Below are 19,690 nucleotides of genomic sequence, written 5' to 3'. Positions count from 1 at the left end.
GGAGCCGGGTTAGCCTTGGCGGGTGGCGTTGAGGAGGGCGGTCGACCCGCACGAACTGCGTGACGCGGTCGCGGCCGTGGTGCCGTGGCTGAACGGCGGACCACGGCCCGACCGCAAGGCGCTCGCGGCGGCGGTGCGGTTGAGCCTGCGCACGTTGGAGCTGGCCGCGCCGGGCAACAGCGTCGAGGTCAGGGTGCCGCCCTTCGCCGCCGTCCAGTGCGTTCTCGGGCCGCGGCACACCCGGGGCACTCCGCCGAACGTGGTCGAGACCGATCCGCAGACCTGGCTCGAACTCGTGCTGGGCCGTCTCACCTGGGGCGAAGCCCTCGAAGACGGGCGCATCGACGCCTCGGGGACCCGCGCGGACGTCTCGCAGTGGCTGCCGTTGGTGACCTTGAAACACTGATCCGGAGATCGTTGTCCTCGCGCCGCCGCTGGGGAAGAGTGGCCGCGTGGCGGAACAGGTCAGTGTGCGAAGTGATCATGGCGAGCGGCCGTCGTTCCGGCGGCTCGCCGTTGCGTGCGGGGTCGGAACCTCCTTGGAGTACTACGACTTCTTCGTCTACGGCACCGCGTCCGCGCTGGTGTTCGGGACGTTGTTCTTCCGCGCGCAGGACCCGCTGGTGGCCACGATCCTGGCGTTCTCCACGTTCGCGGTCGGCTTCCTGGTGCGCCCGCTCGGCGCGATCGTGTTCGGCCACTTCGGCGACCGCATCGGCCGGCGTCGAATGCTCGTGCTCAGCCTCAGCCTGATGGGCGTGACCACCGCGCTGATGGGCCTGCTGCCGACCTACGCGGCGATCGGCGCCGCGGCCCCGCTGCTGCTGGTGCTGCTGCGCGTCGTGCACGGGTTCTCCGTCGGCGGCGAAGCGGGTGGCGCGGCGCTGATGGCGGTCGAGCACGCGCCGCCGGGAAAGCGCGGGCTCTACGGCAGCCTCGTCACGATCGGCTCGCCGATGGGAGCCTTCCTGGCCAACGGCTCCTTCGCGCTGGTGATGTTGCTCCCCTCGGAGGACGTGCTCTCGTGGGGCTGGAGAATCCCTTTCCTGGCCGGGGTTCTCGTCGTTCTGGTCGGTGTTTTCGCCCGCCGCAAGCTGCACGAGACGCCGGTTTTCCAGGACCTGTCGGAGAACAAGGCCACCGAGCGGATGCCACTGATGACGGTGCTGCGCAAGGACGGCAAGCGCGTGCTGCTCACCGCGGGCGTGAACCTCGGCTTCAACGCCTTCGTCTTCATCCTGTTCGTCTTCCTGCTCACCTACGGCAAGGAAGCGCTGAAGCTGCCGAGCTGGGTCATGCTCGTCGCCACGCTCATCGGCTGTGTGGTCTCGGTCGCCTGCATCGTCGGGTTCTGCGCGCTCACCGACCGCATCGGCCGCAAGCCGGTCATGCTCGGCGGAGCGATCTTCTGCGTGCTGTTCCCGTTCCCGCTCTTCTGGATGGTCGACACCGCCGACCCGACGCTGATCGTGCTCGCGGTGACGATCGGCTTCGCCGGGTCCTCGGCGATCTTCGGCCCGATGCTGAGCTACTTCTCCGAGCTCTTCGGCGCCGCGCACCGCTACACCGGCGTCGGCATCGGCTACCAGCTCGGCGCGGTGCTCGGCGGCGGGTTCTCGCCGCTGATCGCCACCTCGCTGCTGAAGGCGGGCGGCGGTTCGATGGCGGTCGCCAGCTACGTCGCGGCCGCGTCGTTGATCAGCGTCGGCTGCATGCTGGCGCTGCCGGAAACTGTGCGTCGCCGATGACCGGAACGAGTTAAACCGATATTGCCCACCCGATCGCGGAGTCGCCGACGTTCGCGAGTGCCCGCATGATGATCGGTATGTCCCGACGCTTGCTGATCGTGCTCGCCGCGCTCGTCCCGTTCCTCGGTCTCGCGACGCCCGCGTTCGCCGCCGCCGAGGACCCCAAGGAGTTCTGCGCCGCCGAGTTCACCGACGAGGACCAGCAGAACGCGCGCTTCGTCGGCAGGGCGTGTCTGCTGCTCACCGACAAGAAGCTCAAGGTCGCGGTGAAGGGCACCTGCGTCTGGAACTACAGCTTCTACTGGGGAAAGCCGCTGAACTGCCGCACGGTGGACGGCAAGTACAAGCTCACCACGCCGCTCGGCGCCGCCGCCGAGGCATCGCTGAGCGGCCGAGAGAGCGGTATCGGCAAGGACCAGGTCGACGCGCTCGGCGAGGATTTCCCTTGCCTGGCAGGGAAGTACAAGCTCGACGTCTCCTACAAGGCGGAGATGATGGGGCTGTCCTTCCAGTGGTCCCGTTCCGTTTCCAAGCAGCATCAGGTGGAGATCGAAGCCACCTGCTGATGCTGGTGTGACTCCGGTGGAGTGGTCGTCCGGTGCCTCCGGCCACTCCACCGGTCTTTTCCGGTGAACAGCAACGCGATCCCCGCTGCGAGCACCCCGCCGAGGGCGTTGTTGATCATGTCCTGCGTCTCGCAGGCGCCGAGCCCGGTCAGCCCCTGGAACAGCTCGATGCCCACGGCGATGCCGACGCAGGCGAGCGCGACCGGCAGGAACCGGCGCACCGCGAGCACTCCGAAGAAGGCGAACGGCATCAGCATCACGAAGTTCAGCCGCGCCCAGGAGCCGGTGAGCGAGAAGTCGTTGTGCCTGCACATCGCCCACGCCTCGCCGAGCGAATCGGCGCCGTACCGGTTGCCGCCGCGCACGAGGGTCGCGGCCAGCACCCCGCCGAGCGAGGCGAGCGACAGCGCGCTGGCGATCTTGCGCCAGCCCAGCAGCCAGCCGAGCGCCATGCCGGCCACACCGAGCACCAGGCAGCCCACGAGCGCCGCGAAAGCGACCTTGGGATTGCCGAAGATCCGCTCGAACAGGTCGAGGTCCCGCGTCAGGTGCCGCATGCGCCACCCCCTTCCGTTAACTCGGACGTGTGGTGCCGCCGGGCGTTGCCCACGGGCCGTTCGCAGGTCGGGGGTGGCGGGGTCCACAAAGACTGAGGGTCTCCTTGGCTCGGAGCAGCGCCGCCGACACTTACACTTCAGGGGCAGTTCCACCCCGTCACGAGGGAGTTCTCGGTGCTCACCGACCCGACCCCATCGGATTCGGCCACACCCGACGCGCATCAGCACGACGATCCCGAGCGCGACATCCCGCGCGAGGAATGCGGTGTCTTCGGCGTGTGGGCCCCAGGCGAAGAGGTGGCGAAGCTCACCTTCTACGGCCTCTACGCACTTCAGCACCGCGGCCAGGAGGCGGCGGGCATTTCCGTCGGCGACGGCTCCAAGGTGGTCGTCTTCAAGGAGTTGGGCCTGGTCAGCCAGGTCTTCGACGAGCAGGTGCTGTCCTCGCTGCGCGGTCACGTCGCGGTCGGGCACACCCGCTACTCCACGACCGGCTCCACCACGTGGGAGAACGCCCAGCCCACCTTCCGCACCACCGCGACCGGCAGCGGCCTCGCGCTCGGCCACAACGGCAACCTGGTGAACACCGCCGAACTGCTGGCCAGGTGCAAGGAGCAGGGCGTCAAGGCCACGGCGGGCGCGACCAGCGACTCCGACCTGATGTGCGGCCTGCTCGCGGCGGCGGCCGCCGACACCGGCATCGAGCAGGCGGCGCTCGAACTGCTGCCCACGCTGCGCGGTGCGTTCTCGCTCTGCTTCTCCGACGAGTCGACGCTCTACGCCGCGCGCGACCCGCAGGGCGTCCGGCCGCTGTGCCTCGGCCGCCTCGAACGCGGCTGGGTGGTGGCCAGTGAGACGGCCGCGCTGGACATCGTCGGCGCGTCCTTCGTCCGCGAGGTCGAGCCCGGCGAGCTGCTGGCGATCGACGCCGACGGCCTGCGCTCGACCCGCTTCGCCAACCCCGAGCCCAAGGGTTGCATCTTCGAGTACGTCTACCTGGCGCGCCCGGACACCGCGATCTCCGGTCGCTCGGTGCACGCCACGCGCGTGGACATCGGCCGCAGGCTCGCCGAGGAGCACCCGGTCGAAGCGGACCTGGTCATCCCGGTCCCGGAGTCCGGAACCCCGGCCGCGATCGGCTACGCGCAGGCCTCCGGCATCCCCTACGGCTCCGGTCTGGTGAAGAACGCCTACGTCGGCCGCACCTTCATCCAGCCGTCGCAGACCATTCGCCAGCTCGGCATCCGGCTCAAGCTCAACCCGTTGCGCGAGGTCATCCGCGGCAAGCGCCTGGTGGTCGTGGACGACTCGATCGTGCGCGGCAACACCCAGCGCGCGCTCGTGCGGATGCTGCGCGAGGCGGGCGCGGTCGAGGTGCACGTGCGCATCGCCTCGCCGCCGGTGAAGTGGCCGTGCTTCTACGGCATCGACTTCGCCTCGCCGGCGGAGCTGGTGGCCAACGGCCTCGACCTGGACGGCGTGCGGCGCTCGATCGGCTCGGACTCGCTGGGCTACGTCTCGCTGGAGGCGCTGGTCGCCGCGACCGAGCAGCCGAGGACGCGGTTGTGCTCCGCCTGCTTCGACGGCGAGTACCCGATCCCGCTGCCGGACGACATGAAGATCGGCAAGCACCTGCTCGAAGGCATCGAGAAGGGCGTCGCCGGACCGGCGGCCCCGCTCTCACCCAGCGGCTACGGTGCCCAGGACGCACTGCAGCGCCCCTGAACACCCTCTTTGGACGGAGCTCGAAGACGTGATCGCCCACACGGACAGCCAGAAGGCCACCTACGCCGCGGCCGGGGTGGACATCGAGGCAGGTGACGAGGCAGTCGAGCAGCTCAAGCCCTGGGCGGAGAAGGCGACGAGGCCCGAGGTGCTCGACGGCATCGGCGGCTTCGCCGGGCTGTTCAAGCTGAAGCTGGACCGGTGGAAGGAGCCGGTGCTCGCCTCCTCGACGGACGGCGTCGGCACCAAGCTCGCGGTGGCGCAGGCCATGGACATCCACGACACCGTCGGCATCGACCTGGTGGCGATGGTTGTTGATGATCTTGTGGTCTGCGGTGCGGAACCGCTGTTCCTCCAGGACTACATCGCGGTCGGCAAGGTCGTTCCCGAGCGGATCGCGCAGATCGTCAAGGGCATCGCGGACGGGTGCGTGCAGGCGGGCTGCGCGCTCATGGGCGGCGAGACCGCCGAGCACCCCGGCCTGATGGCGCCCGACCACTACGACATGTCCGCGACCGGCGTCGGCGTCGTCGAGGCCGACGCGGTGCTCGGCCCGGACCGGGTGCGGCCCGGTGACGTGGTGATCGCGATGGGCGCCTCCGGCCTGCACTCCAACGGGTACTCGCTGGCCAGGCACGTGCTGCTGGACATCGCCAGGATGCCGCTGACCGGGCACGTCGAGGAGCTCGGCCGCACGCTCGGCGAGGAGCTGCTGGAGCCGACCCGGATCTACGCCAAGGACTGCCTCGCGCTGGCCGCCGAGACCGAGGTGCGCACCTTCGCGCACGTCACCGGCGGTGGGCTCGCGGGCAACCTGGCCCGGGTCATCCCGCAGGGCCTCGCCGCCGAGCTGGACCGCGGCACGTGGACCCCCGCCCCGCTCTACGCCCTCATCGCCCAGCGCGGCCGCGTCGAGCGCGAGGAGATGGAGCGCACCTTCAACATGGGCGTCGGCATGGTCGCCGTCGTCGCCGCCGAGGACACCGACCGGGCGCTCGCGGTGCTGACCGCGCGGCACGTCCCGGCCTGGGTCATCGGCGAGGTCGGCAAGACCACCGAGACCGACACCCCGCGCGCCCTCCTCCGCGGCGACCACCCCCGCTTCTGAGGCCGCTTATGTGCTGAATGAGTCATTGACCACGCTCAACCACCTCAATGACTCATTCAGCACGTTCAACCACCTGAATGACTCGTTCAGTCCGTTCAACGGACCGAACGAGTCATTGGCGTTTGGCGGGGTGCCGCTCGGTGTGCGGGGGAGGCGGTGGTGAGCGACCATGCGGCGTGTGACCGGCCTCGCTGTTGCGGGTGGTCGGCAACCTCGCGGTGGGCCGCACCGTAGTAGCAGGTGACTGGAGGGAGTGCCCAGTGGCCGCTGATCGCGACAGCGAGTTCGCCGAGTACATGGAGAGCCGGGCGAACGTCATGCGTCGCACGGCTTATCTGCTGTGCGGTGACTGGCACCGGGCCGAGGACCTCGTGCAGATCGCGCTGACGAAGATCTACGTGGCGTGGCCGAAGCTGAACCGCAACGGTTCCGTCGACGCCTATTCGCGTCAGGTCCTCGTGCGCAGCGCCATCGACGAGTCGCGCAGGGCTTTCCGCCGCCGGGAGACCCCGGTGGACGCCCTGCCCGAAGTGCCAGCCGACGCCAGGCGGATCGACGAGGCGATGGACGTGCGCAAGGCGCTGGCGGCATTGCCGGCCGGACAGCGCGCGGCCGTGGTGCTGCGCTACTGGGAGGACCTCTCCGTCGAGGAGACCGCGCGCGCGATGCGCTGCACACAGGGAACGGTGAAGAGCCAGGCGGCCAAGGGGCTCGCCGCGCTGCGAAAGCTGTTGTCCCACACCGAGGTCTTCGACAACCCTGCCGACAAGACCGTTTTCGAGGAGCAGCGATGAACCGCGAGTTCCGCGACGAGGACATCCGCGACCTCCTGGGTGGAGCGCTGGGCTCCGAGCCGCCGATGACCATCGACCGCGCGAGCGTGATCCAGGCGGGCAAGCGCTCGCTGCGCAGGCGCAGGCTGGTCGCGGGAGCCGGGGTGGCCGCGGGCGTGGTCGCCGTCGCGCTCGGCGCCACCGCGCTGGCCGGGCCGAGCGCGCTCTTCGGCGGCCCCGACCTCGGACCCGCCGGGCCGGGACCGGCGTCGACCAGCACCACCGGCCCCGCCACGCCCGAGACCACCCGCCCGCCGTACAGCACCACCACGGTCCGGACCTCGCCGTCCACCGACGCCCCCGCGCCACGGATCGCCCTGTCCCCGAGGGACCCGAAGTCGGCAGGGTTGGTGGCCCAGTACAACTCCGCCTACTCGGCCGCGAGCCCGTTGCCGCACTGGGCGGAGCCGCTGCCGCGAGCCCCGAAGTTCGAACTGGTCGACGGCGGGATGCGGCTGGCGGCGGAGTTGAAGGACTCCCAGGGGCTCGGCGAATTCCGGATCGAGGTCTTCAAGTCCGCCAGCCCCAGTGTGAGCCAGCCGTGCCGCTCGGCGAGCACCCCGGCTGTCGTGCTCAGCTGCGAACCGGTCGACATGGGCGAACTGGCCGACGGGCGGCGGGTGAACGGGTTCTTCAGCGCCATCAAGACGGGTGCGGAGATCACGCACACGCTGTCGATGTGGCGGCCCGACGGCCTTGAGATCGTCGCGACCAGCACCAACGCCCGGCTCGGCGTCCCAGGAGGGGTCAACCGGGCGGGGCCGACGCTGTCCAAGGCCAACCTGCGCCAGATCGTGCTGACCCCCGGCTTCGTGCCCTGGTGATCAGGCGCGCCACCGGTAGCGGCGTTCGGGCCGCCCGGTGGTGCCGTAGCGCAGGCCGACGTCGGCGCGGCCGGAGCTGACGAAGTGCTCCAGGTAGCGGCGCGCGCTCACCCTGGACAGCTCGGTGGCTTCGGCGCACTCCGTCGCGGACAGGTCGCCGTCGCACTCGCGCAGCACGCGCTCGACGAGCCGGGCGGTCTCCCTGGTGAGTCCCTTGGGCATGGCTGCTCCTGACGAGGGTCGACCGCCGAACATCTTGTCCACAGTGGACTGGTCCATTGTGGACTGTTGTTGGCGCACAACGGAAAGATGCTCCAGCTGTGCGCGAAGGGCCGCGTAGGTGAAGGGTTTGATCAGGTAGTGCAGCACGCCGCCGCGCATGGCCGAGCGCACCGTGTCCACATCGCGCGCCGCGCTCACGATGATCACGTCGGTGTCGCCGCCGAGCGCGCGCAGCTCCCGCAACACCTCAAGGCCGTCCACGTCCGGCAGGTAGATGTCCAGCAGCACGAGGTCCGGCCGCAGCGCCTCGACCTTGCGCACGGCGTCCTCACCGGTGTGCGCGACGCCGACCACCTCGAAGCCGGGCGTGCGGCCGACGTAGCCGCTGTGCACCTTGGCCACCATGAAGTCGTCGTCGACGACGAGCACCCTGATCACCGCGAACCTCCAGCAGCCGTGAGCCCCAGCCGTGCCGAGAAGACGGCGCCGCCATCGTTGCGCACCGAGACCTCCCCGCCCCTGCGCACGCAGATCTGCCGCGTCAGCGCCAAGCCGATCCCGCGCTTGCCCCCGTGCTCAGCGACCTTGGTGGTGAACCCGTTGCGGAACACCTCTTCGGCCAGCTCGGGAGCGACGCCAGGCCCGGAGTCGCGCACGCGCACCAGCACCTCGCCCTCGTCCTGCCGCAGGTCGACCTCCACCCAGCCGCCGCCGCTGGGCAACGCGTCCAGCGCGTTGTCGACCAGGTTGCCCACCACGGTGACGAGGTCTGCGGAGAGCGCGTCGTCCAGCTCGCCGATGTGGCTGTCCGCGCTGAGCCGCAGTCCGACCCCGTGCTCGGCGGCGAGGCTGGCCTTGGCGATCAGCAGCGCGGCGAGCGCGGTGTCGGCGACCTTGGCCACGACCTCCGCCGACCACGCCTCGTGCGCCCGGCTCGCCCGCGTCACGTAGCGCACGACCTCGTCGTGCTCGCCGAGCTCGATCAGCCCGGAGATCGTGTGCAGCTGGTTGGTGAACTCGTGCGCCTGCGCGCGCAGCGTGTCGGCGGTCTGCCGGTGCACGTCCAGCTCGTGCCGCAGCGCGGCCAGCTCGGTGCGGTCGCGCATGGTGATCACCGCGCCGATCTGCTGCCCGTGCGAGGAGATCGGCATCCGGTTCATGGTGAGCACCCGGCCGCTGCGCAGCGCGATCTCGTCCTGCCCGGACGTGCGCCCGGCGAGCACGTCGCGCAGCCGCTCGTTCAGCTCCAGCGAGTCCACCTGCCGCCCGACGCAGTCCCGCGCGAGGTCCAGCAGCCGCAGCGCCTGATCGTTGACCAGGGTGATCCGGTTCTGCTGGTCGAGGCCGAGCACGCCCTCCTTGACCCCGCGCAGCATGGCCTCGCGGTGCTCGACGAGTCCGGTGATCTCCCTCGGCTCCAGCCCGAGCGTCTGCCGCTTGATCCACCACGACACCACCAGCGAGCCGCCGAGCCCGATCGCCGCCGCGATGCCCAGGTAGACCAGCAGGTCGCCGGGGGAAGAGGTGATCGTCTCCCAGGTGCTCGGCCGCGCCCGGCCCGCCGCGACCACACCGACCACCCGCCCGGCGTCGCTGATCACCGGCACGTGCGCGACCACCGCGTCGCCGACCGAGGCGTAGTCGAGGACGCCGACCCAGGACCGGCCGGAGAGCGCGGTGGAGTCGGCCAGCTTCTCGCCGATCTGCGCGGGGTCCGGCGAGGTCAGCACGGTCCCGGTGGCATCGGTGATGATCACGAAGTCCGCGCCGGAGAGCGCGCGGGCGCTCTCCGCGAACGGCGGCAGCAACCAGGACCGCCGCACCTCGTCCTCGACACCCGTGCGCACACCCGCGGTCGCCGCCACGTCCTCGGCCACCGAGAGCAGCCTGCCGCCCTCGGTGTCGCGGAACGTGGCGTGCGACTGCGCGATCGTGACCGCGGCGACCGCCCCGAGGAGAGCGAGCACGATCAGCAGCTGCAGTCCGAACAGCTGCCGGGCGAGCGATCCTCGGAAACCCACCTGGCCACGGTAGTGCGCGACGGCTCAGCCAGCGGGCCGGTCGGGGATCTGCTTGATCAGCTCGCCCGCGCAGCGCTGGCCGACCGGCGGCAGCGCGCCCTCGGTCAGGTAGCGGTTCACATGCGTCCGCAGGCAGGTGTTGCCGTGCAGGTAGGCCGCGTGACCGTCACCGTGCCAGAGCGTGCGCGAGCCCGGGAGCTGAGCGGCCACCGCCGCCGCGCCGATGTTGTTGGTGTTGTTGTCCAGCTCGCCGATGCCGACGAGCACGGGAGCCAGCTTCACGGGCCGCAGCGGCTTCGGCGGGTAGCTGGGCTGGCCGGGGATGCCGAGGCAGCGGCCGACCTCGAAGCGCCCCTCGATCCAGCCGAAGCGCGGCGCCACGGCCTGCAAGCGCTTCTCGATGCCCAGGAACTCCTGGTAGCTCGGGACCTTCGGCAGGAAGTCGTGGCACAGGATCTCCGCCTGAACGCTGCCGAACCCCTCGATCGGCGCGTTCTTCAGGTCGGTCAGGAATCGCCCGGCGTCACCGGCGCGGGCCTCGGCGAGCGCCCTGGTCAGCCGCGGCCAGACCGGCGGGGCGAGCCCGATGAGAGCCCCTGCGTAGAGGTCCTTGACGGTGACCGTCAAGCCCGGCCCGGCGCCGGGAGCGGGCAGTGGCGCGCGGGCGATCAGCTCGTCCCAGACCTGGGAAGGCTTGGCGCCCTTGACCATGCAGCCCGCACGCTCGGCGCACCACGAGTCGAGGTGATCCCAGTGCTTCTCCTGGGCGACGGCGTAGTTGCGCAGCCACGTCTCCAGCTGGGGCTGCGTGTGGTCAGCGACGCCGTCCAAGTACATCCGGTCAACGCGCTGCGGGAACAGGTCGATGTAGGCCTGGCCGTACGCGGTGCCGTAGGAGTTGCCGAAGTAGCGCAGCTTCTCGTCGCCGAGGGCCGCCCGGAGCGCGTCGATGTCGTGGGCGACCTGCCACGAGGTCAGGCCCTCGAAGGCGGGACCGGCGGCCTTGCGGCAGCTGGCGTCGTACTTCGCGTTGGCCTCCGCGTGCGCGTTCCACTGCGCCTCGTTCTCGGCGCGGACGAGGCCGTTGACCGGCGGCGGCACCGCATCGCACTTCACGAAGGCGTTCCCGGGAGGTCTGCCAAGGCCCCGGGGGTCGAACATCACCACGTCGAGGCGTTCGGTCAGTTGGTCGAGCATCGACTTCACCGGCGGCATGCCGGAGAGCGGGAAGGACGTGGTGTTGCCCGAGCCGAAGTTGGCCAGCAGCGAGCCGACCCGGCGCCCGGGGTCCTTGGCCCGCGCTCGCACGAGGTCGAGCGGGACCTTGGGGCCGCCGGGTTTCCTCCAGTCGGCGGGGACGTCGAACGTGGCGCACTGCAAGCCCTGTTCGCAGTCGCGCCACTGGATTCCCGTTGCTGCCTCTGCGTTCGGCGCGGTCACGCTCGCCGCGGCGAACACCGCGACAGCGAGGGCGCGGATACCTCGTGCCATGAACCTCTTCTCCCCCGGACTGTCTGTCCATAGTGGACTCCTTGCTGTGCAAGGATTTCTGTCGCTAACGTGGGAACGGGCCTCGGGAAAGCCTGTCACGACAAGGTTGGTGCCGCGCGGCGCTGCCGCCATCTGCCTTTCGGCATATATTTCCCGGGAGAGGTGTGTCATGGCTCCAGGAAGCCGGTTGTCGCCGTGGACCCGCGATGTCGTGCTCGCGGTGCTCGTCCTGGCGCTCACCCTCGGCCTGCCCGCGCTGGACTTCGTCGTCGGCGTGGACGACAGGATCTGGAAGCAGGTGCCCCGCGACGGCCTGTGGCTGCTGCTCGTGTTCGCCGCGTGCGCGCCGATCGCGCTGTGCAGGCGGTTCCCGTTGCCCGCGATCACCGTTTCCGCCCTGATCACCCTCGTGTCGGTGCCCCTTGAGCACCACGTGCCCCCGTGGCCGGTGGTGATCGGCGCCTACCTGGTCGCCTACCACTGCGAACGCCGTTGGTTGCCGCTGTTCGCGATGGGCGCGGTCGGGTGGAACCTGGGCCTGATGGCGGTGTTCGGCGGACGACTGCTGCCGTCTGACGTGCTCGTCAGCACGGGGCTCGCGCTGATGCCGGTGTCCTTCGGCTACGCGCTGCGCGTGCACCGCGACCACGCGCGCCAGCTCCAGCGGTTGCACGTCGCCGAGCAGCAGCGCGCGCGGGCGGAGGAGCGGGCGCGGATCGCGCGGGACGTGCACGACGTCGCCGGGCACCACCTGAGCGCGATCCGGTTGCGGGCCATGGGCGGGCGCCGCGAAGCCGACGGCGAGGACGCGCTGCGCACGATCGCCGAGCTGTCCGCTGAAGCGCTCGGCGAGATCCGCGGCCTCATCGAGGTGCTGCGCGAGGACGAACCCCGGCTGAGCGAGCTGCCCGCGCTGGTGGAGCGGCTGAGCTGCCCGGACTTGACGGTGACCGTCAAGCTCGACGACCTGCCGAACCTGCCGGAGAAGGTGCAGGGGTGCGGCTACCGGATCGTGCAGGAGGCGCTGACCAACGTCGTCCGGCACTCCGGCGCGCACAACGCGGCTGTCCGCGTGCGCGTGGCCGGTGCGAACTTGCTGATCACCGTGGAGGACGACGGCGTGGGCACCGATACGGTGCCTGAGGGGAACGGTCTGCGCGGCATGCGCGAGCGCGCCGAGCACCTGGGCGGCTCGGTGGTCGCGGGGCCGCGCGATCCTCGGGGATGGCTGGTCGAGGCCACCCTGCCGGTGAATCGAGGACTGGGATGATTCGCGTGCTGGTCGCCGACGACCAGGCCGCCGCGCGCACGGGGCTCCGGCTGCTGCTCGACGGCGAACCGGACATCGAGGTGATCGGCGAGGCCGCTGACGGGCACGACGTCGTCGCCCTGACCGAGCGCCGCCGCCCCGACGTGGTCTTCACCGACCTGCGGATGCCGAGGATGGACGGGCTCACCGCGATCAGCAGGGTCTGCGCGCTCACCCCCGCGCCCTCGGTGATCGCGCTGACCACCTTCGACACCGACGAGTACCTCTTCGGAGCGCTCCAGGCCGGGGCGGTCGGGTTCGTGCTCAAGGACAGCGAGCCCGCGCTCTTCGTCGACGCCGTCCGGGCCGCCCACCGGGGCCAGGGGCTGATCGACCCGCAGGTCACGCGGCGGGTGGTGCGCCGTTTCGCGCAGACCTCCCCTCGCCCGGCCACCCCCGAGCTGGCCGAGCTGACGCCGAGGGAGGTCGACGTGCTGCTCAGCCTCGCGCGGGGGCTCAGCAACGCCGAGATCGCCGAGGAGCTGTTCATCAGCGCGGGCACGGTGAAGATCCACATCGCCAAGGTGCTCGCCAAGCTCGGGGTGTCCACCAGGGTCCAGGCGGTGATCTACGCGCACCGGCACGGCCTCGTCACCTGGGACTGAGTCCAGTGTCGGCCGGTCGGCTGATTGTCGGCCCGGCGGGGGATTACTACTGTGCGGGACGACCCGACGCGCGGAGGGCTCGTGAGGAACCTGAAGGCCTTCGCGCTCGTGCTGCTCGCGTCCCTGGTGGCGCTGATGGTCGCACTGCGCTTCTCCGGGCTGCCCGACGTCGTGGTGTGGCGCGCGGACAAGGTGCTGGAGATCCTGGCCAACCTGGCCGCCGTCGCCGGGTTCGTGATCACCGCCCGCCGCGCGCCCGGCACCGACCGCCGCTGGCGGGTGCTGCTCGCGGTCGCCGCCCTGTTCCGGCTGTCGTTCTGCGTCATCTACTTCTGGGTCGACCTCTCCGGCGGGAGCCTGCGGGCCGCGCTCAGCTCGGCCCCGGCGATCTTCACCGCGAGCACCCTGCTCACCTTGGCCGCCGTGCTGGTGCTGGCCCGCCGCAACGGTCCGACGCCGCGCCGCTCCAGCTCGCGCGACCGGCTGCTGTTCTGGTTGGACGGTCTGATCGTCACCAGCTCGGCCGTCGTGCTCAGCTGGGTCACCGCGCTGCAACCGGCGCTGATGGACGACCAGCGCACGCTGAGCCCCGCGATCCTGATCAGCAGGCCGATCGAGTTCCTGGTGCTGCTGGTGATCCTGATGGCGCTCTCGCGCAAGCGGCAGGAAGAGCGCCAGATCGCGATGTTGTTGGTGTGCATGGGTTTCTTCGCCCAGATCTGCGGATCGTGGGGCCTGGGCTACCTGATCCCCAAGGGCGTTCCGTTCGAGACCGTGCGCTTCCTGGCCGACATCACCTTCGTCTGCGCGGGCGTGTTCTACGCGCTGACGCCGTGGGTTCCGGTGCGCAGCCGCGACAGCGGCCCCAGGCGCAAGGCGGGCCTCGCCGACCACATGCACTTCGTCGCGCCGTACCTGCCGGTGCTGGCCACGCTGATGTTCATCGGCCTGTCCACGGCGGTCGGCGCCAAGCTGAGCCCCGGCGAGACCTACGTCGAACTCGGCGTGGTCGCGATCGTGCTGGTCCGCCAGTTCGTCACGATGGTCGACAACGAGCGCCTGGTCCGCCGCCTCTGGGACCACCAGCGGCGCCTGCGCTACCAGGCCTACCACGACGCGCTCACCGGACTGCCGAACCGCATCGCCTTCCGCGAGCAGCTGGAACGCCTGCTGGCGCACCCCGGCACGGAGCCAGCCGTGCTCTTCGTGGACCTGGACGACTTCAAGATGATCAACGACCGGCACGGGCACGCCGTGGGGGACCGGGTGCTCGCCGGGATCGCGGCCCGGTTGCGCGCGGTGGTGCGGTCACCGGACCTCGCCGCCCGGCTCGGCGGCGACGAGTTCGGAGTGATCATCGTCGAGCCCGGCCGGCGCTGCCACGACATCGGCGCGAAGCTGCTCGCCGAGCTGTCCAAGCCCTACAGCGTCGACGGCGTCGAGCACACGGTGCGCGCGAGCGTCGGCCTCGCCAGCGCCGCTGACGCGCGAGACCTGGAGGGCTCAGCCGACGCGGCGGATCAGCTGCTGCGCTTGGCGGACAGCGCGATGTACCAGGCCAAGAACCGCGGCAAGGGAACGCTAGCCGTCCACATGGCGACGTGATGCCGGGATGAGCGCGTTCAGCGTCGAGGTCATCCCGGCGAGGCGCACGCGGTGGCCGCTCGGCGGGAGCGCGGTGAGCACCGTCCGCGCGTGAGCCGCGTGCTGCTCCGCCATTCGCATCGCGGTGCCGCACGCATCGGTGCGCCGCACGATCTCCACGAGCTGGGGTAAGCGGTCCGGAGCGGATCGCTTCGCGAGCAACCGCTCGATCCGCGCGCGGTCACGCGGGCTCGCGGCGTCGTGGGCGAGCAGCACTGGCAGCGAGAGCCTGCGCACGCGGATGTCGGCGCGCCCGTCCCGGGTCACTGCCTCGACGTTGCGCTCATAGGTCTTGAGGTCCTCGCGGATCTGGTAGGCGAGGCCGAGCCCGTCGCCGAACTCCGCCAGCGCGTTGGTCTGCGCCGGAGTCGCCCCGCTGAGCACCGCGCCGACCCGGCACGCGGCGGTCAGCGGTGCGGCCGTCTTCAGCCGCGCCATCCTGAGGTAGCCGTCGAGTCCACTCTGGAGGGTGTGTGCCAGCTCCAGCTCCGTGCCCCGGCACGAGTCGAGCCCGGTGCTGGCCTGAATGCGCATCGCCTCGGTCACCCGCTCCGGCGGCACGCCCCGGTCGACGCACTCGCTGAGCGCGCGGAACCACTCGAAGAGCAACGCGTTGCTGGCGACGATCGCGTCAGCGGCAGGACCGGCGGCGCGGTGGATGATCTCCTCCTGCACCAGGCCGCCCACGTGCGAGCACTCGAAGCCGACCGCAGCGGGCAGGATGCGCACCGGATCACCGCCGACCGCCATGGCCGACTCCAGCACCAGCATCGGCCGCAGCAGCCTGCCCGGCGGCTGCGTCGCGCCCCGTGGCCAGCGCCGCCCGCACTCCCGCACCACCATCTCAGCCAGGTCGGCGTTCATCGCCGTCCCGGGGGCAGGAGCAGGGTGGGGGTTGGCTCGGCGGAGCGAAGCACAGCGCCAACGTGGTGTGCCCCGCGCGCCCGGTCAATCCTCGAGCAGGGGCTTTCACCCGAAACGGTGGGCTTTTTTCGCGTTCCGGTCCGCTCACCGGACGGTCCACTATGGATTTCCGGGTTGTGAACACAACGACCACAACGATCGCTGCGCACGCAAGCGCGACGCCGAGGCGGGGTTCGCCCCAGGATGTCGGTGCTCGTGACTCAACGACAGAGGCGGGGATGACCGTGCGGGTCCGCAACTGGCTGGCCGCGGTGGGAGCTGTGGCCGCCGCGCTGCTGGTGCCACCGCTGCTCACCTCCGGCACGGACGGTGACGCGGGCGCACAGCTGCGCGGGCTGCGGGTGCTCGTGCCCAACGCCCCGGGCGGCGGCTACGACACCACCGCGCGCACGGCGGCCAAGGCGATGGAGGACGCGGAGCTCATCCGCAACGCCGAGGTCTTCAACCTGCCCGGCGCGGGCGGGACGGTCGGGCTCGGCAGGATCGTGAACGAGCGCGGCAACGGCAAGCTGGTGATGTCGATGGGCCTCGGGGTCGTCGGCAGCGTCTACACCAACAGGTCGCCGTCCTCGCTGCAGGACACCACGCCGATCGCGAAGCTCACCGAAGAGCCCGACATCGTCGTGGTGAGCAAGGATTCCCCGTACCAGAACATCGGCCAGCTCATCGCGGACTGGAAGGCGAACCCCGGCGCCGTTCCGGTCGGCGGTGGCTCGTCGCCAGGAGGCCCCGACCACCTCGCGCCCATGCTCATGGCGAAGGCGGTCGGACTTGCCCCGAGGACCGTGACCTACGTGCAGTTCGACGGTGGCGGAGAACTGCTCGCCGCGGTCCTCGGGCGCAAGATCTCCTTCGGTGTCTCCGGAGTCGGTGAGTACGCCGACCAGATCAAGGCCGGTTCGCTGCGCGTGCTCGCGGTGACCGGGCCGAACCGCATCCCCGGCGTCGACGCCCCGACGCTGAGCGAGGCCGGGATCGACGTGAAGTTCACCAACTGGCGCGGAATCGTTGCCCCGCCGGGCATTTCCGACAAGGAGCGCGCCGCGCTGGTCGAGCTCTTCCGTCAGCTGCACGACACCCCGCAGTGGCGGGAGGCGGTGGCGCGCAACGGCTGGACCGACGCCTACGCCCCCGCCGAGGAGTTCGGCTCGTTCCTCACCGCCGAGAACGTCCGCGTCGCCGCCGTGCTCAAGGAACTGGGGCTCGCATGACCGAGAGGCTGAAGCAGCACTCCGAGCTGTGGGTGTGCGCTTTTCTCCTGCTGCTCGGCGGTTTGGTGCTCGTCGACGCGATCAGCATCCCCGCCGACTTCACCCAGCGCGGTCCGGTCGGACCGAAGGCCGTGCCGTTCCTCGTCGGCGGCCTGCTCGTGCTCGTGTCGGTGCTGCTCGCGGTGGACGTGCTGCGCGGCGGCAAGGGCGAGGCCGAGGCGGGGGAGGACGTCGACCTCGACGCCCCGGCCGACTGGCGCACCGTCCTGCTGCTCGCCGCCGCGTTCCTGGCGAACATCGTGCTGATCAACCTCGTCGGGTTCCCGGTCTCCGGCATGGTGCTGTTCTGGGGCTCGGCCTACGCGCTGGGCAGCCGCAACTTCGTGCGCGACCCCCTTGTGGCAGCGGGGCTTTCGATCGTCACCTACGTGGTCTTCAACAACCTGCTGGGAGTGCACCTGCCCGGTGGCCCGCTGATGGGGGTGCTCTGAGTGGACACCTTGACCCAGCTGCTCAACGGTTTCGGCACGGCGCTGACCCCGATCAACCTGCTGTACGCGGTGATCGGCGTGCTGCTCGGCACCGCGATCGGCGTCCTGCCGGGGATCGGGCCCGCCATGGCGGTGGCGCTGCTGCTGCCGGTGACCTACGGCCTCGACCCGACCGGCTCCTTCATCATGTTCGCCGGGATCTACTACGGCGGCATGTTCGGCGGCTCCACCACCTCGATCCTGCTGAACACCCCCGGTGAGACCGCGGCGGTGGTGACGGCCATCGAGGGCAATCCCATGGCGCGCAAGGGAAGGGGCGCCCAGGCCCTGGCCACCGCCGCCATCGGGCACTTCGTCGGCGGGCTCGTCGGCACCACCCTGCTCGTGCTGCTCGCGCCGTTCGTCGCCTCGGTGGCGGTGGACATCGGCGCCCCCGACTACTTCGCGATCATGCTGCTGGCGTTCATCGCGGTCACCTCGGTGCTCGGCGGCTCCAGGATTCGCGGCTTCGCGTCGCTGCTGATCGGCCTGGCCATCGGGCTCGTCGGCCTCGACGAGATGACCGGCCAGCAGCGGCTGACCTTCGGCGCGCTCCAGCTCGCCGACGGCATCGACGTCGTGGTGGTCGCGGTCGGCCTGTTCGCGATCGGCGAGTCCCTGTGGGTGGCCGCGCACCTGCGCCGCAAGCTGGCCCAGCCGATCCCGGTCGGGCGCCCGTGGCTCGGCCGCGAGGACCTCCGGCGGTCGTGGAAGCCCTGGCTGCGCGGACCGCTGATCGGCTTCCCGTTCGGCGCGATTCCCGCTGGTGGAGCCGAGATCCCGACGTTCCTGTCGTACGTGACCGAGCGCAAGCTCTCCAAGCGCAAGGACGAGTGGGGCAAGGGCGCCATCGAGGGCGTCGCCGGTCCCGAGGCCACCGCGAGCGCCTCGGCCGCGGGCACGATGGTCTCGATGCTGACGCTCGGTCTGCCGACCACGGCCACCGCCGCGGTCATGCTCGTCGCGTTCCAGCAGTTCGGCATCCAGCCGGGACCGCTGCTGTTCCAACGGGAGTCCGCGCTCGTGTGGGCACTCATCGCGAGCATGTTCATCGGCACCGTGCTGCTGCTCGTGCTCAACCTGCCGCTGGCTCCGGTGTGGGCGAAGCTGCTGCGGCTGCCCAGGCCCTACCTCTACGCGGGCATCCTGTTCTTCGCCAGCGTCGGTGCCTACGCCGTCGGCGGCGAGGTGCTGGACCTGGTGATCCTCTTCGTGATCGGGCTGGTCGGGTTCATGATGCGGCGCTTCGGGCTGCCGGTGTTGCCCGCGGTGCTCGGCGTGATCCTCGGCCCCAACGCCGAGCAGCAGATGCGGCGCGCGCTGCAGATCAGCGACGGCCACCTCTCCGGCCTGGTCAACACCACGTTCTCGGTGGTCGTCTACGCCGTCATCGCGCTGATCCTGTGCTGGCCGCTGCTGCGCAAGCTCCGCAGGTGACCGCGATCACTTTCTGAACCGGGCAACCCCTGGCGCGTCCCGTCTCGTATCGAGGGGCGAGACCGTTTTGGAGGCCCAGTGACCGATCGCGACGCCGAGTTCGTCGAGTTCGTCCAAGCCCGTGGTGTCGCTCTGCGGCGAACCGCGTTCCTGCTGTGCGGTGATTGGCACCGCGCGGAGGACTTGGTGCAGGCAGCTCTGATCAAGCTGTTCAAGTCGTGGCACAAGATCCAGAAAGACGGGTCTGTCGATGCCTACGCGCGCCAGGTGCTTGTGCGAACCACGATCGACGAGTCGCGGAGGTTCTGGCGTCGGCGGGAGCGCGCGTCCGCCGAGCTGCCGGAGGTGGCCGTACCCGCGGTCAGCAGTGAGGAGGCCCTCGATCTGCGGAGGGCGCTCGCCCAGCTGCCAGCCAGGCAGCGGGCCGTTGTGGTGCTGCGGTTCTGGGAGGACCAGTCCGTCGAGGAGGTCGCGAACCTGCTCGGCTGCGCCCAGGGAACCGTGAAGAGCCAGGCGTCCAAGGGCCTGGCCGCACTGCGAAAAGTGCTTGCTGACCAGCGGGACTACGCGGTTTTGGAGGTACAGCGGTGAGCCATGAGGAGCTGACCGACATGAACGAGTTCGCCGAGGCCCGCTCACTGCTGGGTCGCGCGCTCGGAGAGGAACCCACTGTGAACTTCCACCCCACGACCGTTCTCGCTGCCGCCAAGCGCAGCGTCGCCCGAGGCCGCGCGTGGGCCGCCGGCGGTATCGCGGCGGGTGTCGCTGTCATCGGCATCGGCGGGGCCGCGCTGGCCTCGCCCTTCGGTGCCTCGGAGGCCCCGCCCGCCGGCGGAGTGCCGACCACCAGCCAGGTGCAGCCCACGATCACGGTCAGCCCGACCGGCATCCCCACCACGCCGAACCCCACCACCACGCGCCCCACCGTCACGGTG

20 protein-coding genes are annotated in these 19,690 nt (G+C 70.5%); 15 read left to right on the top strand and 5 right to left on the bottom strand.

The genetic code is table 11. The features are described 5' to 3' along the window. Positions 1–22 precede the first annotated feature (22 nt). From CCN37_RS09165 to CCN37_RS09155, 3 genes are all read left to right on the top strand, one after another. The gene (locus CCN37_RS09165) at positions 23–406 is read left to right on the top strand and encodes a sterol carrier family protein (protein ID WP_086820263.1); all 384 of its coding nucleotides are present in this window, start codon (positions 23–25) and stop codon (positions 404–406) included. 46 nt (positions 407–452) lie between these two features. Beyond that, complete coding sequence (locus tag CCN37_RS09160; RefSeq protein ID WP_246842908.1) at positions 453–1,748, top strand: MFS transporter; 1,296 nt, start codon at positions 453–455, stop codon at positions 1,746–1,748. Between the two features lie 77 nt (positions 1,749–1,825). After that, a complete protein-coding gene (locus CCN37_RS09155) occupies positions 1,826–2,314 on the top strand; it encodes a hypothetical protein (protein ID WP_143261518.1) in 489 nt (162 codons plus the stop codon). On the opposite strand, the gene CCN37_RS09150 is transcribed toward CCN37_RS09155, so the two are convergent. Then, positions 2,287–2,871 carry a VanZ family protein gene (locus CCN37_RS09150; RefSeq protein ID WP_168200593.1) on the bottom strand — a complete coding sequence of 195 codons (585 nt, stop codon included), beginning with the start codon at positions 2,869–2,871 and terminating at the stop codon, positions 2,287–2,289. The two genes, CCN37_RS09155 and CCN37_RS09150, sit on opposite strands and share 28 nt — an antisense overlap. A 174-nt stretch (positions 2,872–3,045) precedes the next feature. On the opposite strand from CCN37_RS09150, the gene purF reads away from it, so the two are divergent. The 4 genes from purF (at position 3,046) to CCN37_RS09130 (ending at position 7,361) form a co-directional block, all read left to right on the top strand. Further along, positions 3,046–4,596, top strand: coding sequence for an amidophosphoribosyltransferase (gene purF / locus CCN37_RS09145; RefSeq protein ID WP_086820260.1), 1,551 nt, complete (start codon positions 3,046–3,048; stop codon positions 4,594–4,596). A gap of 28 nt (positions 4,597–4,624) precedes the next feature. Beyond that, complete coding sequence (purM, locus tag CCN37_RS09140) at positions 4,625–5,704, top strand: phosphoribosylformylglycinamidine cyclo-ligase (protein WP_246842907.1); 1,080 nt, start codon at positions 4,625–4,627, stop codon at positions 5,702–5,704. Positions 5,705–5,964: 260 nt separating this feature from the next. After that, complete coding sequence (locus CCN37_RS09135) at positions 5,965–6,498, top strand: SigE family RNA polymerase sigma factor (RefSeq protein ID WP_256388028.1); 534 nt, start codon at positions 5,965–5,967, stop codon at positions 6,496–6,498. Next, positions 6,495–7,361, top strand: a complete 867-nt coding sequence (locus CCN37_RS09130; protein ID WP_086820259.1) for a hypothetical protein — start codon at positions 6,495–6,497, stop codon at positions 7,359–7,361. The genes CCN37_RS09135 and CCN37_RS09130 overlap by 4 nt, the downstream gene beginning before the upstream one ends. Here CCN37_RS09130 and CCN37_RS09125 read toward each other — a convergent pair whose 3' ends face one another. Genes CCN37_RS09125 through CCN37_RS09115 form a run of 3 tightly spaced genes read right to left on the bottom strand, consistent with a single transcriptional unit; the run spans position 7,362 to position 11,095 of the window. After that, entirely contained in the window at positions 7,362–8,021 is a 660-nt protein-coding gene (locus tag CCN37_RS09125; protein ID WP_086820258.1) for a response regulator, read from the bottom strand. Continuing rightward, positions 8,018–9,604: a sensor histidine kinase gene (locus tag CCN37_RS09120; protein WP_086820257.1), complete on the bottom strand. Its 1,587-nt coding sequence runs from the start codon at positions 9,602–9,604 to the stop codon at positions 8,018–8,020. Before CCN37_RS09120 ends, CCN37_RS09125 begins: the two co-directional genes overlap by 4 nt. A gap of 24 nt (positions 9,605–9,628) precedes the next feature. After that, positions 9,629–11,095 (bottom strand): alpha/beta fold hydrolase, encoded by a 1,467-nt coding sequence (locus CCN37_RS09115; protein WP_168200592.1) that lies wholly within the window; start codon positions 11,093–11,095, stop codon positions 9,629–9,631. 169 nt (positions 11,096–11,264) lie between these two features. On the opposite strand from CCN37_RS09115, the gene CCN37_RS09110 reads away from it, so the two are divergent. The 3 genes from CCN37_RS09110 to CCN37_RS09100 all read left to right on the top strand — a co-directional run bounded on the left by CCN37_RS09110 (position 11,265) and on the right by CCN37_RS09100 (position 14,614). Then, complete coding sequence (locus tag CCN37_RS09110; RefSeq protein WP_168200591.1) at positions 11,265–12,365, top strand: sensor histidine kinase; 1,101 nt, start codon at positions 11,265–11,267, stop codon at positions 12,363–12,365. Beyond that, on the top strand, positions 12,362–13,009 hold the full coding sequence (locus CCN37_RS09105) for a response regulator transcription factor (protein ID WP_086820255.1): 648 nt from the start codon (positions 12,362–12,364) through the stop codon (positions 13,007–13,009). The genes CCN37_RS09110 and CCN37_RS09105 overlap by 4 nt, the downstream gene beginning before the upstream one ends. Before the next feature lie 81 nt (positions 13,010–13,090). Continuing rightward, entirely contained in the window at positions 13,091–14,614 is a 1,524-nt protein-coding gene (locus tag CCN37_RS09100; RefSeq protein ID WP_143261515.1) for a GGDEF domain-containing protein, read from the top strand. Here CCN37_RS09100 and CCN37_RS09095 read toward each other — a convergent pair. Beyond that, positions 14,591–15,517, bottom strand: a complete 927-nt coding sequence (locus CCN37_RS09095; protein WP_086820253.1) for a polyprenyl synthetase family protein — start codon at positions 15,515–15,517, stop codon at positions 14,591–14,593. The two genes, CCN37_RS09100 and CCN37_RS09095, sit on opposite strands and share 24 nt — an antisense overlap. Before the next feature lie 278 nt (positions 15,518–15,795). On the opposite strand from CCN37_RS09095, the gene CCN37_RS09090 reads away from it, so the two are divergent. The 5 genes from CCN37_RS09090 to CCN37_RS09070 form a co-directional block, all read left to right on the top strand. Then, positions 15,796–16,788, top strand: coding sequence for a tripartite tricarboxylate transporter substrate binding protein (locus tag CCN37_RS09090; protein ID WP_086820252.1), 993 nt, complete (start codon positions 15,796–15,798; stop codon positions 16,786–16,788). After that, positions 16,785–17,279 carry a tripartite tricarboxylate transporter TctB family protein gene (locus tag CCN37_RS09085; protein ID WP_086820251.1) on the top strand — a complete coding sequence of 165 codons (495 nt, stop codon included), beginning with the start codon at positions 16,785–16,787 and terminating at the stop codon, positions 17,277–17,279. Before CCN37_RS09090 ends, CCN37_RS09085 begins: the two co-directional genes overlap by 4 nt. After that, entirely contained in the window at positions 17,280–18,755 is a 1,476-nt protein-coding gene (locus CCN37_RS09080) for a tripartite tricarboxylate transporter permease (RefSeq protein WP_086820250.1), read from the top strand. Positions 18,756–18,833: 78 nt separating this feature from the next. Then, positions 18,834–19,346 carry a SigE family RNA polymerase sigma factor gene (locus tag CCN37_RS09075; protein WP_086820249.1) on the top strand — a complete coding sequence of 171 codons (513 nt, stop codon included), beginning with the start codon at positions 18,834–18,836 and terminating at the stop codon, positions 19,344–19,346. Then, the coding region (locus tag CCN37_RS09070) for a hypothetical protein (RefSeq protein WP_210407935.1) at positions 19,343–19,690 on the top strand (348 nt) is incomplete at its 3' end. The genes CCN37_RS09075 and CCN37_RS09070, both read left to right, overlap by 4 nt.

Source organism: Allokutzneria sp. NRRL B-24872 (assembly GCF_002155965.1).
Taxonomy (GTDB): Bacteria; Actinomycetota; Actinomycetes; order Mycobacteriales; family Pseudonocardiaceae; genus Allokutzneria.
This window is presented reverse-complemented; position numbering and strand designations above follow the sequence as displayed.